Annotated in this window: 14 protein-coding genes; 4 read left to right on the forward strand and 10 right to left on the reverse strand. The window is 70.1% G+C overall.

Going from position 1 to position 20,139, the window contains the following annotated elements; translation table 11 throughout:
• Positions 1 to 7 precede the first annotated feature (7 nt).
• The 10 genes from ElP_RS29095 to ElP_RS29140 form a co-directional block, all read right to left on the reverse strand.
• The gene (locus ElP_RS29095) at positions 8 to 1,156 is read right to left on the reverse strand and encodes a Gfo/Idh/MocA family protein (RefSeq protein WP_145276212.1); all 1,149 of its coding nucleotides are present in this window, start codon (positions 1,154 to 1,156) and stop codon (positions 8 to 10) included.
• Positions 1,157 to 1,258: 102 nt separating this feature from the next.
• Positions 1,259 to 1,513, reverse strand: a complete 255-nt coding sequence (locus tag ElP_RS29100) for a hypothetical protein (RefSeq protein WP_145276213.1) — start codon at positions 1,511 to 1,513, stop codon at positions 1,259 to 1,261.
• Between the two features lie 35 nt (positions 1,514 to 1,548).
• Positions 1,549 to 2,604: a TIM barrel protein gene (locus ElP_RS29105; RefSeq protein ID WP_145276215.1), complete on the reverse strand. Its 1,056-nt coding sequence runs from the start codon at positions 2,602 to 2,604 to the stop codon at positions 1,549 to 1,551.
• Positions 2,605 to 2,730: 126 nt separating this feature from the next.
• On the reverse strand, positions 2,731 to 3,969 hold the full coding sequence (locus tag ElP_RS29110) for a hypothetical protein (RefSeq protein ID WP_145276217.1): 1,239 nt from the start codon (positions 3,967 to 3,969) through the stop codon (positions 2,731 to 2,733).
• Positions 3,970 to 4,116: 147 nt separating this feature from the next.
• Complete coding sequence (locus tag ElP_RS29115; RefSeq protein WP_145276219.1) at positions 4,117 to 6,261, reverse strand: ArnT family glycosyltransferase; 2,145 nt, start codon at positions 6,259 to 6,261, stop codon at positions 4,117 to 4,119.
• A 37-nt stretch (positions 6,262 to 6,298) separates the two neighbouring features.
• A complete protein-coding gene (gene xylB / locus ElP_RS29120) occupies positions 6,299 to 7,837 on the reverse strand; it encodes a xylulokinase (protein WP_145276221.1) in 1,539 nt (512 codons plus the stop codon).
• Positions 7,834 to 8,688, reverse strand: a complete 855-nt coding sequence (locus ElP_RS29125; protein ID WP_231749303.1) for an MBL fold metallo-hydrolase — start codon at positions 8,686 to 8,688, stop codon at positions 7,834 to 7,836. The genes xylB and ElP_RS29125 overlap by 4 nt, the downstream gene beginning before the upstream one ends.
• Positions 8,685 to 9,344 (reverse strand): hypothetical protein, encoded by a 660-nt coding sequence (locus ElP_RS29130; RefSeq protein ID WP_145276223.1) that lies wholly within the window; start codon positions 9,342 to 9,344, stop codon positions 8,685 to 8,687. Before ElP_RS29130 ends, ElP_RS29125 begins: the two co-directional genes overlap by 4 nt.
• Positions 9,345 to 9,346: 2 nt before the next feature.
• Positions 9,347 to 10,381, reverse strand: coding sequence for a cobalamin-independent methionine synthase II family protein (locus tag ElP_RS29135; protein ID WP_145276225.1), 1,035 nt, complete (start codon positions 10,379 to 10,381; stop codon positions 9,347 to 9,349).
• 43 nt (positions 10,382 to 10,424) lie between these two features.
• The gene (locus tag ElP_RS29140; protein ID WP_145276227.1) at positions 10,425 to 12,419 is read right to left on the reverse strand and encodes a M1 family metallopeptidase; all 1,995 of its coding nucleotides are present in this window, start codon (positions 12,417 to 12,419) and stop codon (positions 10,425 to 10,427) included.
• A gap of 507 nt (positions 12,420 to 12,926) precedes the next feature.
• Here ElP_RS29140 and ElP_RS29145 point away from each other — a divergent pair.
• From ElP_RS29145 to ElP_RS29160, 4 genes are all read left to right on the forward strand, one after another.
• Complete coding sequence (locus tag ElP_RS29145) at positions 12,927 to 14,228, forward strand: DUF1501 domain-containing protein (RefSeq protein ID WP_145276229.1); 1,302 nt, start codon at positions 12,927 to 12,929, stop codon at positions 14,226 to 14,228.
• A 79-nt stretch (positions 14,229 to 14,307) separates the two neighbouring features.
• Entirely contained in the window at positions 14,308 to 14,919 is a 612-nt protein-coding gene (locus tag ElP_RS29150; protein WP_145276231.1) for a Uma2 family endonuclease, read from the forward strand.
• A 94-nt stretch (positions 14,920 to 15,013) separates the two neighbouring features.
• Positions 15,014 to 17,464, forward strand: coding sequence for a PPC domain-containing protein (locus ElP_RS29155; RefSeq protein ID WP_145276233.1), 2,451 nt, complete (start codon positions 15,014 to 15,016; stop codon positions 17,462 to 17,464).
• Between the two features lie 187 nt (positions 17,465 to 17,651).
• Complete coding sequence (locus tag ElP_RS29160) at positions 17,652 to 20,096, forward strand: DUF1549 domain-containing protein (protein ID WP_145276235.1); 2,445 nt, start codon at positions 17,652 to 17,654, stop codon at positions 20,094 to 20,096.
• The last annotated feature ends 43 nt before the right edge of the window (positions 20,097 to 20,139 follow it).

Raw genomic sequence — 20,139 nt, forward strand, 5'->3', positions numbered from 1 at the left:
TCGCATCTCAGACGGGGACGACGTCTTCCCACTTCCTCTGCTCGGCCGAGTCGAGGACGGCGTCGCAGACGGCCTGAGTCGCCAGGGCGTCCCGGAAGGTGGGCGGGCAGGGCTTCCCCTGGGCGGCGCAGTCCAGGAAGTCGGCGAACTGGTGGATGAAGGTGTGCTCATAGCCGATCTGCAAGCCGGGAACCCACCAGTGCTTCATGTAGGGCATGTCGCCGTCGGTGACGTGGACCGACCGCCAGCCCCGGACGATCGAGTCGTCCCGGTGGTCGAAGTACTCCAGGCGGTGCAGGTCGTGCAGGTCCCAGCGGATCGAGGCGTGCTCGCCGTTGATCTCCAGGGTGTAGAGGGCCTTGTGCCCCCGGGCGTACCGGGTCGACTCGAACAGGCCGAGCGAGCCGTTCTCGAAGTGGCAGAGGAAGGCGCAGGCGTCGTCGATGCCCACCTTCTCGACCTTGCCGGTGAGCGTATGCGTGCGTTCCTTGATGAACGTCTCGGTCATGGCGCAGACGTCGCCGATCTTGCCGTTGAGCCACAAGGCCGTGTCGATGCAGTGGGCCAGCAGGTCGCCGGTCACGCCCGAGCCGGCCGCGGCGGCGTCGAGCCGCCAGAGGGCGGCGCCGCCCTGGGGGAGGTCCGCGGAGATCGTCCAGTCCTGGAGGAAGTTGGCCCGGTAGTGGAAGATCTTGCCGAGTCGTCCCTCGTCGATCAACTGCTTGGCCAGCGAGACGGCCGGGACGCGGCGGTAGTTGTACCAGACCGTGTTCGGGACGCCGGCCTTCTCGATGGCGTCGACCATCTGCTGGCCCTGCTTCAAGTCCATCGACAGCGGCTTCTCGCAGAGCACCATCTTGCCCGCCTCGGCGGCGGCGATGGCGATCTCGGCGTGGGTATTGTTCGGCGTGCAGATGTCGACGGCGTCGATGTCGTCCCGGTCGATCAGCTTCCGCCAGTCGGTCTCGATCGACTCGTAGCCCCAGCGCTCGGCGAACGCCTTCGCGTTCGCCTCGTCCCGGCCGCAGACGGCCTTGAGCACGGGCCGCAGCGGCGGGTCGAAGAACTGCGGCACCTGCTTGTAGGCATTCGAATGGGTCCGGCCCATGAAGCCGTAGCCGATGATGCCGATGCGGAGGTCGTTCGTAGCGGCCATTTCATACCTCGGGGCCGAGAGGAGGCGATCGTCTCGGGCGCGACGTGGTTCGGTCTCGGTGGATCGGGACGTGTCGAGGCGACCCCGCCGATCGGGGTCGAGTCAAGGATCGGTGCGGATCTGCGGGACGGGGGATTCCAGGAATTCCCATCCTCCGGCCGGATTGTGGCGATAGCAGCGGCCGTTCACGGTGTCGATCACGTAGAGGGTGTCGCCGGTGGCCGCGACGCCGAACCGCCCCACCTCACGCAGGGCGTCGGAGATCTGGCCTCGGCCCGGCCGCGCCGAGAGGCCGACGCCGAGCGCGATGGCCGAGGCGAGCAGGGCCGCCGAGACCAGGAACGGACGTCGATTCATCTCGGGCTCCTCCGTTCGATCGCGCGGATGGGTCGTCAATTCCAGCCGTGATGGTCGCGGACGGCGACCATCTTGGCGAGGATGTCGTTCCAGGTCTGGGGTTGCATCATCACCGAGTTCGGGAACATGCAGCCGTCCCAGCAGATATGCTCGAACTTCCTCGTCAGTTCGCCCTGCCCGTCGCGGAGCCAGAAGGCCGCGTGATGGGGGATGTCGAGCTTGCCGTTGGGGTCGTTCGGCAGGCAATGGCGGCCGGTGTGGTCGTGGGAGCCGGAGCCGAAGACAGTCGCGTCGTTCTGGGCGACGTGGAAGTCGATCGTCCAGGGGCGCAGCGCGTCGGTCAGGGTCTTCAGGGCGGCGTCGAGCGTCGCCGTGTCGTCCCAGGAGAAGTCCATCGGCAGGATGCGGTCTCCCGGCGCGTTCTCGCCCAGGGTGTAGAGCAGCGTGTGGGCCATGTCGGCCTGGAACCCGACGGTGTCCGGCTCCCCCACCCGCTCCAGCAGGTCCACCATCGTCTTCCAGGAGTGCATGCCTCCCCAGCAGATCTCCCCCTCGGCGGCGAGGCGTTCGCCGTGGTCCCGGGCGATGGCGGCGGCCTGCTTGAACGTCTCGGCGATGTGCTTCTGGCTGGTCTCAGGGTCGGCGGCCCAGTCGGCCGGCGAGCAGGCCGAGTCGATCCGGACGACGCCGTAGGGCCGGACGCCCAGCTCCCGCAATCGCTCGGCGATCCGGCAGCCCTTGCGCACTTGCGTGAGGAATTTCTCACGCCCCTCGCCGGGGTCGTTGGCCGGGCCGCCCCCGGTCGGCGGCCAGACGGGGGCGACCACCGACCCGATCACCAGCCCCCGGGACCGGACGTTGTCGGCCAGCGCCTTCAGGTCGTCGTCGCCGGCGTCGATGTCGACGTGGGGGGCGAACAGGAACAGGTCGACGCCGTCGAACTTGATGCCGTCGACCTCGGCCGCGGCGGTCAGGTCGAGCATCGTCTCCAGCTCGATCGGCGGGTCGTTCCCCTCCCCCCCCTTGCCGACGACGCCGGGCCAGGCGGCGTTGTGGAGCTTCGGGGACGCATTCGGGTGGCCGTCGCTCATCGGTTCTTCCCCCTGGGGGTGGGCAAGGCCCACCGGAGCCTCGTCGTCGAATCGTCGAACCCCCCGGTCGCCCGGCGAGAGTCCGGGCGGCCGGAGGGGCGTGTCGGTGCCGCTCGGGGGCGACCGTCACGATGCCTTGTGTGCCCCCACCTTCGGCAGGTCCTTGTGGACGTTCGGGCCGAAGTAGCGGAGGCTCACGAACGGCTCGCTGCCGGTGTTGGTGAAGGTGACGCCGCCGGAGGCCGCCTTGGCGGTGATGAACACCTCGTCCTTGGTCACTTCGCCATAACGGATGTAGACGGGCGAATCGACGTCCAGCGTCCCGATCGTGCCGCTACCCTGGGTGACGATCAGGCCCGAGGCGCCGGGGTCGGTGATCTTGGTCGAGTAGCCGGGCAAGACGGTCAGCTCGCAGGCGCTGAAGACCTGCTCGCCGCCGATCGTGCCGTACACCACCCACTTGTCGACGTAGCCGCGGCCCTCGCCGCCGGAGCGGACGACCGGCTCGAGGTAGTGGTTGTCCTTGAAATGTTCGTCGACGTTCTGCTCCCAGTCGAGCTGGTCGACGAGGTAGTCGAGGTCCTGGTGGTACTCGGGCGGCACGTCCTTGACGAGCAGCTCCCAGGGGACCCGGCGCCCCTCGACCATCGACTGGTACATGCCGAAGACGTCGGATCCCCACTGGGGCTCATACGTGCAGAGCGAGCCGGGGGCGTGGAGCACGCAGGACGGCATCAGCCAGCCGGTCCCGGGCTTCAGGCGGTAGGCCTTGGAATAGTCGAGGATGCCGTTGTCCCCCTCGTTCCAGCGCTCCAGGCAGCGCCGGATGTCGGCCTTCATCGTGCCCGGCTCCAGCCCCATGAAGGTGTAGGGGAAGTTGTTGGTGCCGGTCCAGTTGTGCTGGGGGGGGAAGTAGTAGCTCTCGGGCTTGCCCTCCAGGCCGAGCTTCTTGGCCTGTTCGGCGTTCTGGTGCATGTGATGCGGGATCGGCCCGAGGTTGTCGAAGAACTTGGAGTAGACGGGCCACTTCTTGTACGTGTCCCACAGGTCCTTGCCGATCGTCTCGGCGCCGTGGGAGGCGATGGCGTCCCGCAGGGTGAAGCGGTCGCCGCCGTCGGTGACGACGTAGGAGAGGCCCTCGTCCGGCGGGGCGCCTTCGTTGGCGGCGGGGGTGGTCGAGGAGAACCAGCGCTCGTCGATTCCGCCCCGGTGGGTACCCAGGGCGTAGAGGTCCTGGCGGGCGAGCTTCAATCGGCCGCCGGGCATTAGGAACGATCGGGGGACCCAGGTGGGGGCGAGGCGGAGGATCCCCTCGCCGTCGTCGAGCGCCTTTCGGGCCCGGGACTCGATGTTCTGGTCGCTCATGGGGAAGGCAGTCTCCAGCACGGGCCGTGGCGCGCGGGGAATCGCCCCGTCGCGGGCCCTCGGACGGACGGTCGGTGGCGCCTCGCGAGATCGATGGCCGATCGGGCCCTTGGTTGTAAACCCCGGGATCGGCCGATGCAAGGACCTTCAGCCGCCCGGCGCGGCCCCCGCCGTCCCCCCCGGGACGACCGTCGCCGCTTGCCAGAGCGGGGCCAGCCGCTCGGCGTCCTCGGCGTCGACCCGGTAGAGGAAGATCGAGTGGCCGACCTGGTCGATCGGCTCCAGCCGCTCGAAGTAGCCGAACGCCCCCGGCTCGGCCGACAGGGGCGGCCATCGGTCCGGCGCATAGACCCGCCATTTCAGCCCTCGCAGCATCGAGGCGCTGACGGCATATAACCCCGGCGGGGGCGGGCCGCTCGCCTGGCCGGGACGCTCGGGGAGCGTGCCGGGCAGGACCGGGGGCAGGAACCAGTCCAGCACCCGGGGCCCGCCTGCAGCCTGGGACTCGATGTTGAACACCTCGGGGTTGATCTGCCCGAAGTAGGCGATGCCGACCCGCTCGCCCGGTGCGTACTCGTCGAGCCAGCGTTCCAGGTTGACCAGATCCTGGCCCCAGTCCAGGTTGCTGTCGATCAGGTGCTTCGAGCCCCTCGACGCCCCGCCGGACGCCCAGTTGAAGTAGGCGATGTAATGCGGGTGGATCATCAGGCTGGCCGAGACCGTCGCCGACAGGGCCGCCACGATGACCGCCGTCGCCCCGGCCCTGGCCGCCCCCCGGAGGCCGGATGCCCAGGGGGCGAGCCTCCCCACCGCGATGAAGACGTACGGGAAGATCCCCAGGACGTAGCGCAGGCCGATGGCGATGTTGGTCCCGAAGCTCATCACCAGGACCACCACGGCCGGCACGACCCAGAGCGCCGCCTCGTCGACCGGGGACGACCGCGCCCGACGGGCCATCGGGATCGACGCGACCGCCAGCAGCACCAGCGCCCAGGTCCCCTCCGGGACCTTGTAGACGAGCGTCATGATGTAGTAATACCACCAGCTCCTGTTCCGGAGTTCCCCGTCGAGGTAGACGGGGTAGCCGGAGATCTCGTACCGGGAGATGCCCTGGCCCCTCGGGTCGTCGACCAGCATCATGGCCCGGACGGGGACCCCCTCGGCCTCCAGCTTCTGGTCGTCGAAGCCGATCACATAGGGCTCGGGCAGCGGCACGGGGATGTCGGCGAACACGGTGTCCCGGAAGCGATTGACGCGGAACTGGAGCACCCCGGCCTTCAGGTCGAGCGTCCGGAAGTCCGGATCCTCCTGATAGGCGGGGACGGGGGGCATCCGGTCCGCCGTGAGCGTGTCGCACGTGAAGTCGAACGAACCCAGCGGCCTGCCGATCCCCTCGAAGCGGTAGCCGAGGTTGATGACGAGGACGCAGAGCGCCACCATCGCCGCGCCCTGCACCGCAGCCCGGCCGATCCGCCGCAGCCTCCCGGCAGCCCCGCCTTCCGTCATCTCCTGGACCAACCAGAGCAGCGGCCAGAGGCCGAACAGCAGGAGCAGGCTGAACTTCGTCACCTGTGCGATGCCGAGCATCAGCCCGGCGAGCAGGACGCGTCGCCAGGTCGGGCGCTTGAGGTAGTGCCAGAACGCATAGGTCGCGGCCAGGCCGATGGCGGTCGCGGCGGCGTCGGTCGTCACCAATCGGGAATGGGCGAGGATGTTCGGGCAGAAGGTCCAGAGGACCAGGCTGATCAGCCCCCCCCAGGAGCCCCAGAGCCTCCTCGACCAGTCGAAGACGACGAGACCTCCCAGCACGGCGAAGGCCGGGATGACCAGCCGGGCCATCGACATCAGCTCCATCAGCCGGGGGGCGTTCAGGAGCATGAAGCCGTGGGCGAAGGCGGCCTTGTTGGCGTCGGCCCAGCCCCATCGGGGATCCCGGTAGAGGGACTCGGTGTCCGGGTCGGCGGCCAGCACCGGCAGGGCCGCCAGCAGCTTGACCAGCGGCGGGTTGTGGGGGTAGAGCCTGTAGTCCCCCCGCTCCCAGTAGCTCACTCCGGCCGGCAGGTGGACCACCTCGTCGACCGTCGCATTCTCCGACAGCAGGCTGAGGACGGCCAGCGACCACTGCGTCGCCAACAGGAGCGCCACGATCAGGATGAGCCGGGGTCTCGTGAGGAACGGCCGCGACGACCCGCCTTCCTCCACCCCCTCCGGCTCGGGGTTCGGGCCGGAGGCGGGGGCGGGACGTACCTCCGGGCGTGGCCGGGGGGCGGTCTTCGCTCTGCGACGGGCCATCGGGCGCTCCGGGGCGGGACGGGCGGGGTCGGGGTCGTCAGCCGCCCCGGACGAGGTCGGCCATCTGTGCGAACCGGCCCTTCAGGTCGCCGTAGAGCCCCCGGTAGATTGGGTAGGCCGCGTCGTAGAGCGCCTTCGCCTTCGGGTCGACGGGCACCGTCTCGGCCAGGGTGATCGTCGCGTCGCAGGCCTCGGCCACGGAGGAATAGGCCCCGGTACCGACCAGGGCCAGCAAGGCGACGCCAAATGCCGGGCCCTCGCTCGCGTTGATCGTGCAGGCGTCCTGGCCGTAGATGTCGGCCTGGAGTTGCCGCCAGAGCGGGTTGCGGGCGCCGCCGCCGGAGAGGCGGATCTGGTTGACGGGGGCGCCCATCTCCCGGATCAGCTCCAGGCAGTCGCGCATGGCATAGGTCGCCCCCTCCATCACGGCCCGGATCAGGTGGGCCCGGCCGTGCCGGACGGTCAGGCCGATCCAGCCCCCCCGTGCCTTCGGGTCGAAGTGCGGGGTGCGCTCGCCGGTCAGGTACGGCAGGAAGAACAGCCCCTCGGCGCCCGGGCCCACGGTGGCCGCCTCGTCGGTCAGCAGGAAATACGGGTCGACCCCCTGCTCCTTCGCCGCGGCGACCTCCGCCCTGCCCAGCTCGTTGCGGAACCACTGCATGCTGCCCCCGGCGGCCAGGACCACGCCGAAGGCGCAGAACTCGCCGGGCACCGCGTGGCAGAAGCGCTGGAGGCGGCCCTCGGGGTCGAAGCCGACCTGGTCGAGGTGTGCGAAGACCACGCCCGAGGTCCCCATCGTCGCCGAGACCGCCCCCGCCCGGACGATCCCGTTGCCCACGGCCCCCGCCGGCTGGTCGCCGCCGCCGCCGACGATCGGCGTCCCCGCCGCCAACCCGGTCGCCTTCGAGCCCAGTTCGCTGACCTTGCTCGAGACCTCGAAGCTCTCGAAGCAGTCCGGCAAGAGCGACCGGTCCAGGTCGAGCTTGCCGAGCAACTCGTCGCTCCAGCGACGGTAGGTCACGTCGAGCAGAAGGGTGCCCGAGGCGTCGCTCACCTCCGTGGCGAAGGTCCCCGAGAGGCGATAGCGGATGTAGTCCTTCGGCAGGAGGACCATCCGGACCCGATCCCAGTGCTCCGGCTCGTGTCGACGGACCCAGAGCAGCTTCGGCGCCGTGTAGCCGGTCAACGCCCGGTTGGCGACCAGCTTGACCAGGGCCTCCCGCCCCCCGGCCCTCGACTCGATCTCGTCGCACTCCTCCCCCGTCCGCTGGTCGTTCCAGAGCAGGGCCGGGCGGACGACCGCGCCGGATTCATCCAGGAAGACTGATCCGTGCATCTGGCCGCTCAGGCCGACGCCGGAGACGTCCCCCGGCTTCAGGCCCGCCTTCGCCATGACCTCCCGGACGGTCGAGGCGGTGGCGTCCCACCAGAGTTGCGGGTCCTGCTCCGACCACCCCGGCCTCGGGTAGCTGCACGGGTATTCGGCCGAGGCCCCGGCGAGGATCTCGCCGGTCTCCCGGATGGCGATGGTCCTGGTGCCCGAGGTGCCGACGTCGATCCCCAGCGTCACGCTCACGTCCGGATCTCCCAGCGCTCCCCGCACCGCAGCACCACCGGCTCGATCCCGGCGCTCAGCCCCCTCGACGCCTCGACGAAGCTGCTGACCGGCACGGTGTTGAAGGTGAACATGTCATAGTGATGCGGCACCAGGAACCTCGGCCGGCACGCGTTCGCCAGCCCGACCGCCTCCTCGGCCGACATGTTCCCCGCCACCCTGCGGCGGGGGTCCCAGCCGTTGATCGGCAGGAAGAAGGCGTCGAACGGCCCGGGGCCGAGGTTCTCGACCAGCCCATCGTAAACCACCGAGTCCCCGCTGTGGTAGAAGCGCACGCCGTCCACCTCGACCACGAACCCGAGGTAGAGGCAGAGCCCCGACGTGTCCTTGTCCAGCGCCTCGTGAGCAGACGGCAGGGCGCGGACCCGGAACCCAGCCCGCTCGTGCTCCCAGCCGTCATCGAGTCCCACCAGCCTCCTGCTCGGCAGGCCGAGCTTCTCCGAGTGGTGGATGAGGGCCTCCGGCACGCAAAGCTCTGCGTTCGGATTGGCCCCGAGCAGGGGGGAAAGCGTCTCGCCGTCGAGGTGGTCGGTGTGCTTGTGGCTCGCCAGCACCAGGTCCACGCCCGAGAGCTCGTTGCCCCGGATCGGGCAGGCGGTCATCCGGACGTGGGGCTTGTCGGTGTTCGCGTACTTGGCGGTCAGCGACTCGGACAGGTACGGGTCGATCACCAGCGTGCCGGACCGGGACTTGTAAACGAACCCGCTCTGCCCGAGCCACCAGACGGCGATCGTCCCGGCCTCGGGGGTCGTCTCTCGGATCTCGGCCGCCAGCTCGGCACCCTTCTTCGATGGCTGGATCAATTCGGTCATCGGTCACCTTCCGGTCGCATCGAATCCCCCCGGGGCCGCCGGCCGAACCAGAGCGCGACCAGCGCCCCGAGCCCTCCGGAGATCCGCGTGAAGCCGCAATGCCCCACCCGCTCGAACGCCAGGTAGCTCGGCTCGCTCCAGGTCGCAAACTCGTCTCCCTTGCTCGTCGTCCCCAGGACCGCCGGGCCGATCCCCACGACGGAGACGAACCGGTGGGGCGTCTCGATCCACCAGGTCGGCGCCCGGAACGTGACGCCCGCCGGCTTCGGGGGGTCGGGCCATCTCGGCGGGGCCTGCTGGGGCGTGTAGATCGGCGGAAAGGACGTGCTGGAGGGGTAGGTCCTGTCGTACGCGTCGGCGATCAGCCCCGAGGTGACGAGGTGTGGCTTCAGGTCCTCCTGGGTCCACGGCCCGAGCGCGACCACGAAGTACCCCCAGCCGAAGACCGACGCCCCGAGCCAGACGGCCCGGTCCCGGGCCACGCACGCCCCGACCGTCGCCGAGAGCAGGGCCGCCAGCGTCGCCGAGACCGCCGCCGAGGCCCGCTGCCCCGGGTTCCCCAGCATCGCAGCCAGCACCAGCGCGACGACCGCGACCACGGCGATCAGCCCCGCGATCGAAAATCTGGGGAATACGTAGGTCAGGATCCGGGGCATCGTCAGTCCCCCCCACCGATCGACCGGCGGACCAGGCGGACCCCCTCGACCAAGTTCCTCGCCTTGGCCGTCGCCACGTGCCTCGCCGTCTGGGAGAAGCCGCAGTCGGGCGTCACCGACACCCGGGAGGCGTCGACGTGCGTCAGGACCGCCCTCAGCCGATCGGCCACCAGCTCGGCCGGCTCGACCCAGGTATTCTTCACGTCGACCAGCCCGACGGCCACGTCCATCGACTCCGGCAGCTCGGCCAGCAGTTCGACCTCGGCCAGCTCCCGGCTGGCGAACTCCATCGCCAGCTGGCTGACCTTCGCCCGGCCGATGTGCGGGAACAGCGGGCGGTAGGACCGCCAGCCGACCGCCCGGGCCCGGTAGTTGCCGAAGCACATGTGCATGCTGATGTAGGCGTCGACTCCCTCGACCGTCCGGGCCACGAGGTCGAGGAACTCCTCGGGGGCGTCGGGGTGGCAGGCGAAGCTCGGCTCGTCGAGCTGGAGGAAGTCGACCCCCTCGGCCGCCAGCGCCTTCAGCTCGGCGTTGACGATCGGCACGAGGGCCTCGGTCACCCCCATGCGGTCCGGATAGACCTCCCCGCCGGCGATGCACCCGGCCAGCGTGAACGGGCCTGGCACGGGCATCTTGGTCGGGGCGTCGGTGAGCAGCCGGAACCGCCGAAACTCGGCGACGGTCCCCAGGCCCCGGGGGGCGGCAAGCGGGGAGACGCAGCGGTACTTGCTCCGCTGGTCGTGGGCCGGGGCTCCCCAGAGGCGATTGCGGGGGATCGGCTCGATCCCCTCGATGAAGTCGTAGAAGCCCAGGTTGAAGTCGACCCGCTGCATCTCGCCGTCGGTGATCCGGTCGAGCCCCGCGCCGAGCTGGTCGGCCACCACCACCCGGACGGCGTCGCGCAGCGCCTCCTCCCGGTCGGCGGGGCCGTAGCGGTCGGGACGGTCGGCCACGTCGGCGATGAACGCCTCGTACCAGCCGGGGAACGACCAGCTCCCGATCACGGTGGCGGGGATCAGCGGTTCGGAGGACATGGGAGAGGTCCCGATTCGATTCGCGTCGGAGGAATTCCCCGGTTCATTCCCCGGCCGGGGCACCCAGCAGCCGGTCGATCGACTCGACCGCGATGGGGTGGTACTTCGGCCGGGCCATCGCGTAGATGACCCGGGCGCGGTCGATCTCCCCGGCGTCGACCATCGCCGAGTAGAGCGGCATGAGGAACTTCCGCCGGCCGATCGTGGTCAGGAAGCGATCGAGCCGGGAATCGGCCTCGCCGTATCCGGTCCGGATCGCCAGTTCCAGCCATTTGCAGGCGATCTCGGCGTTCTGCTTCCGGGTGATCATTAGGCCCCGGTCCAGCTCCGAGACCCGATCGACCGGCAGGTCCTCGGGCAACTGCCCGAGGAACCGCAGCCATTCCTGCGTCGTCCAGTCTTCGGTGCGCAAGTCCTCCGCCTCGACCTCGCCGTCCAGCCAGGCCCGGACCTGCTCCTCGACCCTCGCCAGCCGGTCGGAAGTCGGCTCCTCGATCGGCGGCAGGCCCGGCTCGTCGAGCCAGGCGCGGAGGTCGATCCGTTCGGCCGCCTCGGGATCGGCCTCGAAGAGGTGCTCGACGAGGTAGCGCTCGAACTGCTCGGTCGTGATGCTCCGGAAGGCGAAGTGGTCGAAGTAGCCCCGGAGGAAGTCGTCGAACCGCTCCCGGCCGAAGGCGAATTCCAGCGACCGGAGGAACAGGGCCCCCTTGTCGTAGGGGACGGAGGTGACGTTGTCGTCCGGGTCCCGGCCCCAGAGGTCGATGGCGAGGATCTGGTCTCGCTCGTCCAGCCCCTCCAGCTCGGCCCGGAGCCCGGCCAGGGCGAGCACCTGCTCCATCTCGGCGCGATCGGCCCCGAAGACGTCCTCGATGATCCGGCGTTCGAGGTAGGAGGTGAACCCCTCGTTCAGCCAGAAGTCGTCCCAGGTGGCATTCGTGACGAGGTTCCCCGACCACGAGTGCGCCAGCTCGTGCGCCACCAGCGAGACGAGCGACCGGTCGCCGGCCAGGATCGTCGGCGTGGCGAAGGTGAGCATCGGGTTCTCCATGCCGCCGAACGGGAAGCTCGGCGGCAGGACGAGCAGGTCGTAGCGATCCCAGCGGTAGGGGCCGAAGCGCCCCTCGGTCGTCTCGATCATCTCCGGCGTGTCGGCGAACTCCTCGGCGGCGGCCTCGACCAGCGCCGGCTCGGCATAGACCCCCGACCGTCCCCCCAGCGGCCGGAACTCCAGGTCGCCGACCGCCAGGGCGATCAGGTACGGCGGGTTCGGGTTCCGCATCTCGAACAGGTAACCGCCCCCCCGGCGGCGGCGGCCCGGCGGCGCCGTGCCGAAATTCCCTAGCCCGCTCATCACCGGCCTCAGGGCCGGGTCGCCCACCCGGATCTCGGCGAAGTAGCGGACCCGGACGCCCGGGGAATCCTGGAGCGGGATCCAGGACCGGGTGTGGATCGCCTGCCCCTGCGAGAAGAGGAACGGGTGCGTGCCCCCGGCCGTCTGCTCGGGTTCCAGCCATTGCAAGGCCGAGGCGTCCCGGCCCGTCCGGTACTCGACGGCCACCTCCACGTGGTCCCCCACCTCGACCACCAGCGGGGCGCCGTGGATCGGCGAGCCGTCGGCCCTCGACCCGCTCGGGAACAGCCGACGCTCCCCCTCGGGAACCTCGGGGACGCCGACGGTGAAGGGCAGCTCGATCCGGGAGCCGTCCTCCCCCCTCGCCACCACCGCCTCGACCTCCAGCCCCTTCGTGTCGAGCCAGAGGGCCGCGCCCTCGGGGCAGTCGGGCGTCCGTTCCAGGGCGAGGACCGCATCCCCGGAGAGTCTCCTGGCCTCGAAGTCGACCGCCAGGTCGAGGATGACGTAATTGACCCGGATCTGGTGCGGGTTGCCCCAGGAATGCACGTCGACCGAGCCGGGGGGCAACCCCTGCCTCGACGGCGGCGGGGGCGGCCCTTCCTGCGCGGAGGCCGACGTCGCGAGGATCGCCACCAGGCCGAGCACCCCGAGTTGCCCCGCCCGACTGGATTGCCCGATCCGCATCCCCATCCCCCCAATCCCGTTGCGGCGATCGTCCCCGTCCCGACGGCCCGGCCCCCTCGAGGCCGGCCCGATCGACTCTACCCCGATCGCCCTCCCGGCTCCAGGCGTCGCCCCGCCCCCGGATCCCGGACCGGCACCCCGGGGCCCCGGATCTGCAAGGGAATTCCCCGACCGCGACCCCGGCCCGGGGGCCCGAGGGGGGTCGATCGCCCTCCCCGATTTTTTTCCAACGTCCCTTGCATCCATCGCGTATCTCTCAGTATGTTCGACCCGATCTCCTGTTAAACAAATCGCCGAACTTCCGACGAATGGATCGGACCGGACCGGACTGACTCTCTGGCATCGCCCATCCTCCCCCATTCTCCTGCCTCGCCCGCTTCAGCCAGCACCGCGAACGAGCACCCGGAGCCCCCGCCGACCTCACCCCCGAATCCGCCGGCAGTGCACTGAGGCCGCCGCCTCGGGCGTGAACGAGGTCGACCCACCCCTTCCCAAGGAGACGTCCGCATGGCCCTCCCGATCGGATCGATCGGCCGCCGAGGCTTCCTGACCGTCGGCGCCTGCGGCTTCGGCCTGACGCTCGGCGAGCTATTCCGCCTCCGGGCCCGGGCCGAGCAGAAGGCCTACGGCCCCGTCGACGCCCGGGCCGACTCGGTCATCCACATCTTCCTGCCGGGCGGCCTGGCCCACCAGGAGTCGTTCGACCCGAAGCCTTACGCGCCGATCGAGTACCGCGGCGAGCTGGGGACCGTCCAGACCAAGATCGCCGGCGAGCCGTTCAGCGAGACGCTGGCCCGGACCAGCCAGGTGGCCGACAAGCTCACCGTCATCCGCTCGATGACCCACGGCGAGGCCGCCCACGAGCGCGGCACGCACAACATGTTCACCGGGTACCGGCCGAGCCCGGCCCTGCTGTACCCGAGCATGGGCAGCGTGATCGCCCACGAGTACGGCCCCCGCAACAACTTGCCGCCGTACGTCTGCGTGCCGGACATGCCGAATGAGTACGCCGGCACCGGCTACCTCAGCTCGGCCTTCTCCCCGTTCTCGCTGGGCAGCGACCCGGCGAACTCGGGCTTCCGCGTGCAGGACCTCGACCTGCCCGGCGGCGTGGACGACTCCCGATTCGCCACCCGGCGCTCGGCGCTGGACGCCGTCAACGATTACTTCCGCAAGCGTGAGAAGGCCGACGAGCTGACGGCGATGGATACCTTCTACGACCGGGCCTACAGCCTGATCAGCTCCCCCGACGCCCGGGCCGCCTTCGACATCAACGCCGAGCCCGAGGCGATCCGCAACGAGTACGGCATGACCCAGGCCGGCCAGCGCATGCTCATGGCCCGCCGCCTGGTCGCCGCCGGCGTCCGGATGGTCACCCTGACCTACGGCGGCTGGGACATGCACACCGGGATCGCCGGCGGGATGCGCGGCCAGATGCCCGCCTTCGACCAGGCCTTCGCCGCGTTGATCACCGACCTCGACCGCACCGGCCTGCTCGACCGCACCCTGGTCATGGTCTCCAGCGAGTTCGGCCGGACCCCGAAGGTCAACACCACCGCCGGCCGGGACCACTGGCCGAAGGTCTTCAGCGTCGCCCTGGCCGGCGGCGGCGTGAAGGGCGGCTACGTCCACGGCGCCAGCAACGCCACCGCCAGCGACCCCGACCGCGACCCGGCCGGGCCCGAGGACCTGGCCACCACGGTGTACAAGCAGCTCGGCATCGTCGCCGACAAGGAGCTGATGGCCCCCGGCGACCGACCCATCGAGATCGTCGACGGCGGCCGGGTCCTCACCGAGTTGCTGGCCTGAGCCCGATCGGGCGAGAATCGAGGCGGGGCCGGGCCGTAGGTGGGTCGGCCCCGCCCATCACTCGCCGGAGGCGACGACAATGCCCCAGGTGCTCCTGTCTCGCGGGCAACTCAGACGGATCATCCGGCGCCGGAAGGAATCGGGGGCGTCTCGCTGGGACGAGGTCTGGGACGGAGTCTACGTCGTGTCGCCCGACCCGGATATCGAGCACCAGGGATTGGCCGGGCACTTGCTGCTCGCATTGCACCTCTCGATCGGCAACGAGGCCGGCCTCCGCATCTTCCCGAACGTCAATATCTCTGACCGAGAGGATCGCTGGCGGAAGAACTTCCGGTGCCCGGACGTCTCGGTCTTCCTGCCGGGAAACACTGCCGAGGACCGTGGCTCCCACTGGCTCGGCGGCCCCGACTTCGCCGTCGAGATCATCAGCCGAGGAGACCGGGCCCGCCGCAAGCTGCCGTTCTATGCCAAGGTCAACGTCCGAGAGGTGCTCATCATCGACCGCTTCCCCTGGAAGCTCGAACTCCATCGCCGCCTCGACGACCAGTTCCTCATGGTCGGGACCTCATCCCTTGCCGACCCCGGACCATTCCCCAGCGACGTCCTCCCGCTGAGCTTCCGCCTCATCCCGGGAGAGCCGAGGCCGATGATCGAGGTCACCCGGCGAGACGGCGCCCGTTGGACCATCTGACGCAGCGGCAACGACTCCCGAGACCGACCCTCGCTTGACCGACCGCCCTCGGACCTACCCCCACCGCCGACGCCTTCCCCCCGCGAGGATCGCCATGCGCTCCCTCCGCTTCCCTCCCCCCGCCGCCCTTGCGGTGCTGCTGGCGGCCTCGGCCGCTTCGGCTTCCTCCCCGGATCTGAGCAGCGTCCTGCCCCCCGGCGGCCAGCGGGGGACCGAGCTGGAGCTGGCCCTCTCCGGCGCCCGGCTCGGCGACGCCCAGCAGATCCTCTGGTACCAGCCGGGCATCGAGACGCTGGGCATCGAGAAGGTCGACGACAACAACGTGAAGGCGAAGATCCGGATCGCACCCGACGCCCGGCTCGGCCTCTACGACCTGAGGGTCCGCACCGCGACCGGCCTCAGCCACCTGCGGACCTTCTCCGTCGGCGCCTATCCCGAGGTCGCCGAGGCCGAGCCGAACAACGACTTCCAGGCCCCGCAGGAGATCCCCCTCGGCGTCACCGTCGTCGGCGTGGCCGAGAACGAGGACGACGACTACTTCATCATCCAGGCCACCAAGGGGCAGCGGATCACCGCCGAGGTCGAGGGCATCCGCCTGGGCAAGACCCTGTTCGACCCCTACGTCGCCATCCTCAACACCGACCGCTTCGAGCTGGCCCGCAGCGACGACGCCAGCCTCGTCCGCCAGGACGGCATCGTCCAGCTCGTCGCCCCCGAGGACGGCCGCTACGTCGTGCAGGTCCGCGAGAGCTCCTACCAGGGCAACGGGAACTGCCACTACCGCCTCCACGTCGGCCACTTCCCCCGGCCCCGGGCGGTCGTCCCCGCGGGCGGGCCGCTCGGCGAGACGATCGAGGTCCTGTGGCTCGGCGACGTGGAGGGGGATCGCACCGAGGCCGTCACCCTGCCCGCCGAGCCCGACCCGACCTTCGGCCTGGTCGCCGAGGACGACCGGGGCGTCTCGCCCGCCCCCTATCCCTTCCGCCTCAGCCCCTTCGGCAACGTGATCGAGGCCGAGCCGAACGAGTCGCACGACCAGGCCGTCCCCTTCGCGCCGCCGATGGCGCTCAATGGCGTGATCGAGCGGGACGGCGACGTGGACCACTTCGCCTTCGAGGCCAAGGCCGGCCAGGTCCTCGACGTCCGCGTCTTCGCCCGGTCCCTCGGCTCGCCGCTCGACGCCGTGCTCTGGGTCGCCAAGCAGGGCGGCGACACCATTGGCGCCAGCGACGACCAGGGCGGCCCCGACAGCTACTACCGCTTCAGCGCCCCCGAGGACGGCCGCTACGTCGTCGGCATCCGCGACCACCTCACCAAGGGCAGCCCGACGCACGCCTACCGGATCGAGGTCACCCCGGTCGCCCCGAAGCTGACGATCAGCCCGCAGAACGAGAACCCGCAGATCGGCGTCATCAACGCCCCGGTCCCCCGGGGAAACCGCGTCGCCCTGCTGCTGAACGCCGGCCGGGCCGACTTCGGCGGCGACCTCACCTTCGCCGCCTCCGACCTCCCCCCGGGCGTCACCTTCGAGGCCGACACGATGACGGCCAACATCGCCCAGATGCCCGTGCTCCTCTCCGCCGCCGCCGACGCCCCCGCCTCCGGCTCGCTGGCGAACCTGGCCGGCACGCCGACCGACCCGAACCTCGCCTCGGTCCCCTCCGAGCTGTCCCACACCGTCGAGCTGGTCCAGGGGGCCAACAACGTCCCCTTCTGGACCCGCACCGTGGGCCGACTGGCCGTGGGGGTCACCGAGGAGGCCCCCTACTCCATCGAGGTCGTCGAGCCCAAGGTGCCGATCGTCCGCAACGGCTCGATGCAGCTGAAGGTGGTGGCGACGAGGGCCGAGGGGTTCACCGCGCCGATCTCGGTCTACCTCCCCTGGAACCCCCCCGGCATCGGCTCGGCCGGCGGCGTGGCGATTCCCGAGGGGCAGACCGAGGCGCTCATCCCCATCAACGCCAACGACAACGCCCCGCTCCAGACCTGGAAGGTCGTCGTCAACGGCGCCTCCGGCGGCCCGACCGGCCCGGTCGTCGTCAGCTCGCAGCTCGCCCCGCTGACCGTGGCCGAGAAGTTCCTCACCCTGGAATTCCAGCGCGCCTCCGGCGAGCAAGGGGCCCAGGTCCCCCTGCTGGTGAAGGTGAACAAACTGGCCGACTTCGAGGGCGAGGCCACCGTCACCCTCGTCGGCCTGCCCAACGCCGCGACCACCGAGGTGAAGACGATCACCAGGGACACCCCCGAGCTGGTCTTCCCCATCTCGATCGCCGCCGAGACGCCCGAAGGCACCCACAAGAACCTCTTCTGCCAGGTCGTCGTCACCCAGCACGGCGAGCCGATCCTGCACAACCTGGGCTCGACCGAACTCCGGGTCGACAAGCCCCTCCCCAAGGAGGAGCCCAAGGCCGAGGCCGCCGCCACTGCCCCCGAGCCCCCCAAGGAGGCGCCGGCGAAGCCCCTGAGCCCACTCGAAAAGCTCCGGCTCGAGCAGCAGGAACGCAACAAGGCCAAGCCGGACGCGGCAGCAGGCGGCGACGAATAACGATCTCGCCCGAAGGCCCGACTCGATCCCTCGAGCCTTCCTGCGGGTGAGAGGTGGTTGGAGGCCGGGTGAGGGGGCGACTGCTCGACTCGCCCCGCCCCTCGAACGAACGCCCGACGCAGCCGACCCGCATCCTCACGGACCGAACCCGACCGACCGAAGCAGCCGACGGTAGGAGACGCCACCCATGCCCCCCGCCCTCCGGAACCGCGTCATCGCCGCCTCCCTCGCCCTGCTCGCCCTCGGCGGGTCGGCGGGGGCCGAGGGACCGGCGCTGACCGAACTCCATGTCTTCCCCCCCGAGATCAACCTCGCCACCGACCGCGACCGCCAGTCCATCGTCGTCCAGGCCTCCTTCGCCAACGACACCACCCGGGACGTGACCGCCGAGGCCGCCTTCACCCTGGCCGACCCCTCGCTCGTCCTCGTCGACGGCGCCACCTACCTCCCTGCCGCCGACGGAACCACCGAGCTGACCGTCGCCTTCGAGGGCCGGGAGGTGAAGGTCCCCGTCACCGTGGCGAAGGCCGCCGACCACCCCGCCCTGAGCTACCGGCTCGACGTGATGCCCGTCTTCATGAAGGCCGGCTGCAACACCGGCAGCTGCCACGGCGCCGCCCGGGGCAAGGACGGCTTCCGCCTCTCCCTCTTCGGCTTCGACCCCCAGGGCGACTACGACCGCCTGCTCCGCGAATTCCCCGGGCGCCGGGTCAACCTCGCCGTGCCCGACGCCTCCACCGTCCTGGAGAAGGGGGCCGGGCTGGTCCCCCACTCCGGCGGCCAGCGGTTCGCCACCGACGGCGACCACTACGCCGCCGTCCGCGAGTGGATCGCCGCCGGCGCCGCCAACGACGACGTGGCCACCCTGCCGACGATCACCGGCGTCGAGCTGTACCCGAAGAAGGCCGTGCTCGACGGCAAGGGCTCGACCCAGCAGATGACCGTCCGCGCCACCTACTCCGACGGCACGGACCGGGACGTCACCCCGCTCGCCGTCTTCCTGACGAACAACGAGAACTCGGCCGCCGTCGACGCGGCCGGGGTCGTGACCGCTGGGGAGCGCGGCGAGGCGTTCGTCATGGCCCGGTTCGAGACCTTCACCGTCGGCTCGCAGTTCCTCGTGCTGCCCAAGGGCTTGGAGTTCTCCTACCCCGAGGAGCCCGAGGCCAACTACATCGACGGCCTCGTCGCCGCCAAGCTCCGGAAGGTCCGGATCGCCCCCTCGGGCCTCTGCTCCGACGAGGTCTTCCTCCGGCGGGCCTCCATCGACCTCGTCGGCCTGATCCCCACCCCCGAGGAATACGCCGCCTTCCTCGCCGACCCGGATCCGGACAAGCGATCCAGGGTCATCGACGAGCTGCTCACCCGCAAGGAGTTCTCCGAACTCTGGGTCCAGAAGTGGGCCGAGATGCTCCAGGTGCGGACGGTCCCCAACCGGATCGAATACAAGGGGATGTACCTCTATTACAACTGGCTCGTCGAGCAGCTCTCCAACGACGTGCCCATGGACGAGATGACCCGCAACCTCCTCTCGGCCAGCGGCGGCACGTTCTCCAACGCCGCCACCAACTTCTACCAGGGGACCGACGACAAACTCCTGCTCGCCGAGAACGTCGCCCAGGTCTTCATGGGCATGCGGATCCAGTGCGCCCAATGCCACAACCACCCGTTCGACCGCTGGACGCAGGATGATTACTACGGCTTCGTCGCATTCTTCGCCCAGATCGGCAAGAAGCAGGGGGATGACTACCGCGAGACGATCATCTTCAACTCCGGGGGCGGCGAGACGAACCACCCCGTCGGCGGCCGGGTCATGCCGCCGAAGTTCCTCGGCGCCGAGGTGCCCGACGTCGCCGGCAAGGACCGCCGCGAGGTCCTGGCGGAGTGGCTCGCCTCGCCCCGCAACCCCTACTTCGCGACCAGCTTCGTCAACCGGGTCTGGGCCCACTTCTTCGGCATCGGCATCGTCGAGCAGGTGGACGACTTCCGGGTCTCCAACCCCGCCTCGAACCCCGAGTTGCTCGACGAGCTGGCCCGGCGATTCACCGAATCGGGCTACGACCTTAAGTCCCTGGTCCGGGACATCTGCAACAGCCGGGCCTACCAGCGCGACACCGTGGCCAACGAGTCCAACGCCCACGACTCGGTCAACTTCGCCCGCGCCAACCTCCGGCGGATCAAGGCCGAGAACCTGCTGGACATCATCAGCCAGGTCACCGACACCCAGGACAAGTTCGGCGGCCTCCCGCTGGGCGCCCGCGCCGTGCAGATCGCCGACGGCAACTCGTCGAGCTACTTCCTCACCACCTTCGGCCGCGCCACCCGGGCCACGGTCTGCTCCTGCGAGGTGAAGATGGAGCCCACCCTCTCGCAGTCGCTCCACCTGCTCAACGGCGCCACCACCAACGCCAAGATCCGCCAGAGCCCCGTCTACACGGCCCTGGTCGAGGGCGAGACGCCGCCCGAGGGGCTGATCTCCGACCTCTACGTCCGCTGCCTCACCCGGCAGCCGACCGAGCAGGAGCTCGCCCAGCTCCTCCCCCTCTTCGGCGAGGGCTCCGACCGCGCACAGGCCCTCGAGGACGTCTTCTGGGCCCTGCTCAACAGCCGCGAGTTCATTTTCAACCATTGATCCAACAGGGACGGATCCAATCCCTCTCCCCGCCTGCGGGGAG

The organism is Tautonia plasticadhaerens, from assembly GCF_007752535.1.
Classification (GTDB): Bacteria; Planctomycetota; Planctomycetia; order Isosphaerales; family Isosphaeraceae; genus Tautonia; species Tautonia plasticadhaerens.

Bases quoted from the DNA above. Each gene is read 5' to 3' on its own strand.
- ElP_RS29095 (WP_145276212.1), bottom strand. From the start codon at position 1,156: ATGGCCGCTACGAACGACCTCCGCATCGGCATCATCGGCTACGGCTTC.
- ElP_RS29100 (WP_145276213.1), bottom strand. From the start codon at position 1,513: ATGAATCGACGTCCGTTCCTGGTCTCGGCGGCCCTGCTCGCCTCGGCC.
- ElP_RS29105 (WP_145276215.1), bottom strand. From the start codon at position 2,604: ATGAGCGACGGCCACCCGAATGCGTCCCCGAAGCTCCACAACGCCGCC.
- ElP_RS29110 (WP_145276217.1), bottom strand. From the start codon at position 3,969: ATGAGCGACCAGAACATCGAGTCCCGGGCCCGAAAGGCGCTCGACGAC.
- ElP_RS29115 (WP_145276219.1), bottom strand. From the start codon at position 6,261: ATGGCCCGTCGCAGAGCGAAGACCGCCCCCCGGCCACGCCCGGAGGTA.
- ElP_RS29125 (WP_231749303.1), bottom strand. From the start codon at position 8,688: ATGACCGAATTGATCCAGCCATCGAAGAAGGGTGCCGAGCTGGCGGCC.
- ElP_RS29130 (WP_145276223.1), bottom strand. From the start codon at position 9,344: ATGCCCCGGATCCTGACCTACGTATTCCCCAGATTTTCGATCGCGGGG.
- ElP_RS29135 (WP_145276225.1), bottom strand. From the start codon at position 10,381: ATGTCCTCCGAACCGCTGATCCCCGCCACCGTGATCGGGAGCTGGTCG.
- ElP_RS29140 (WP_145276227.1), bottom strand. From the start codon at position 12,419: ATGCGGATCGGGCAATCCAGTCGGGCGGGGCAACTCGGGGTGCTCGGC.
- ElP_RS29145 (WP_145276229.1), top strand. From the start codon at position 12,927: ATGGCCCTCCCGATCGGATCGATCGGCCGCCGAGGCTTCCTGACCGTC.
- ElP_RS29150 (WP_145276231.1), top strand. From the start codon at position 14,308: ATGCCCCAGGTGCTCCTGTCTCGCGGGCAACTCAGACGGATCATCCGG.
- ElP_RS29155 (WP_145276233.1), top strand. From the start codon at position 15,014: ATGCGCTCCCTCCGCTTCCCTCCCCCCGCCGCCCTTGCGGTGCTGCTG.
- ElP_RS29160 (WP_145276235.1), top strand. From the start codon at position 17,652: ATGCCCCCCGCCCTCCGGAACCGCGTCATCGCCGCCTCCCTCGCCCTG.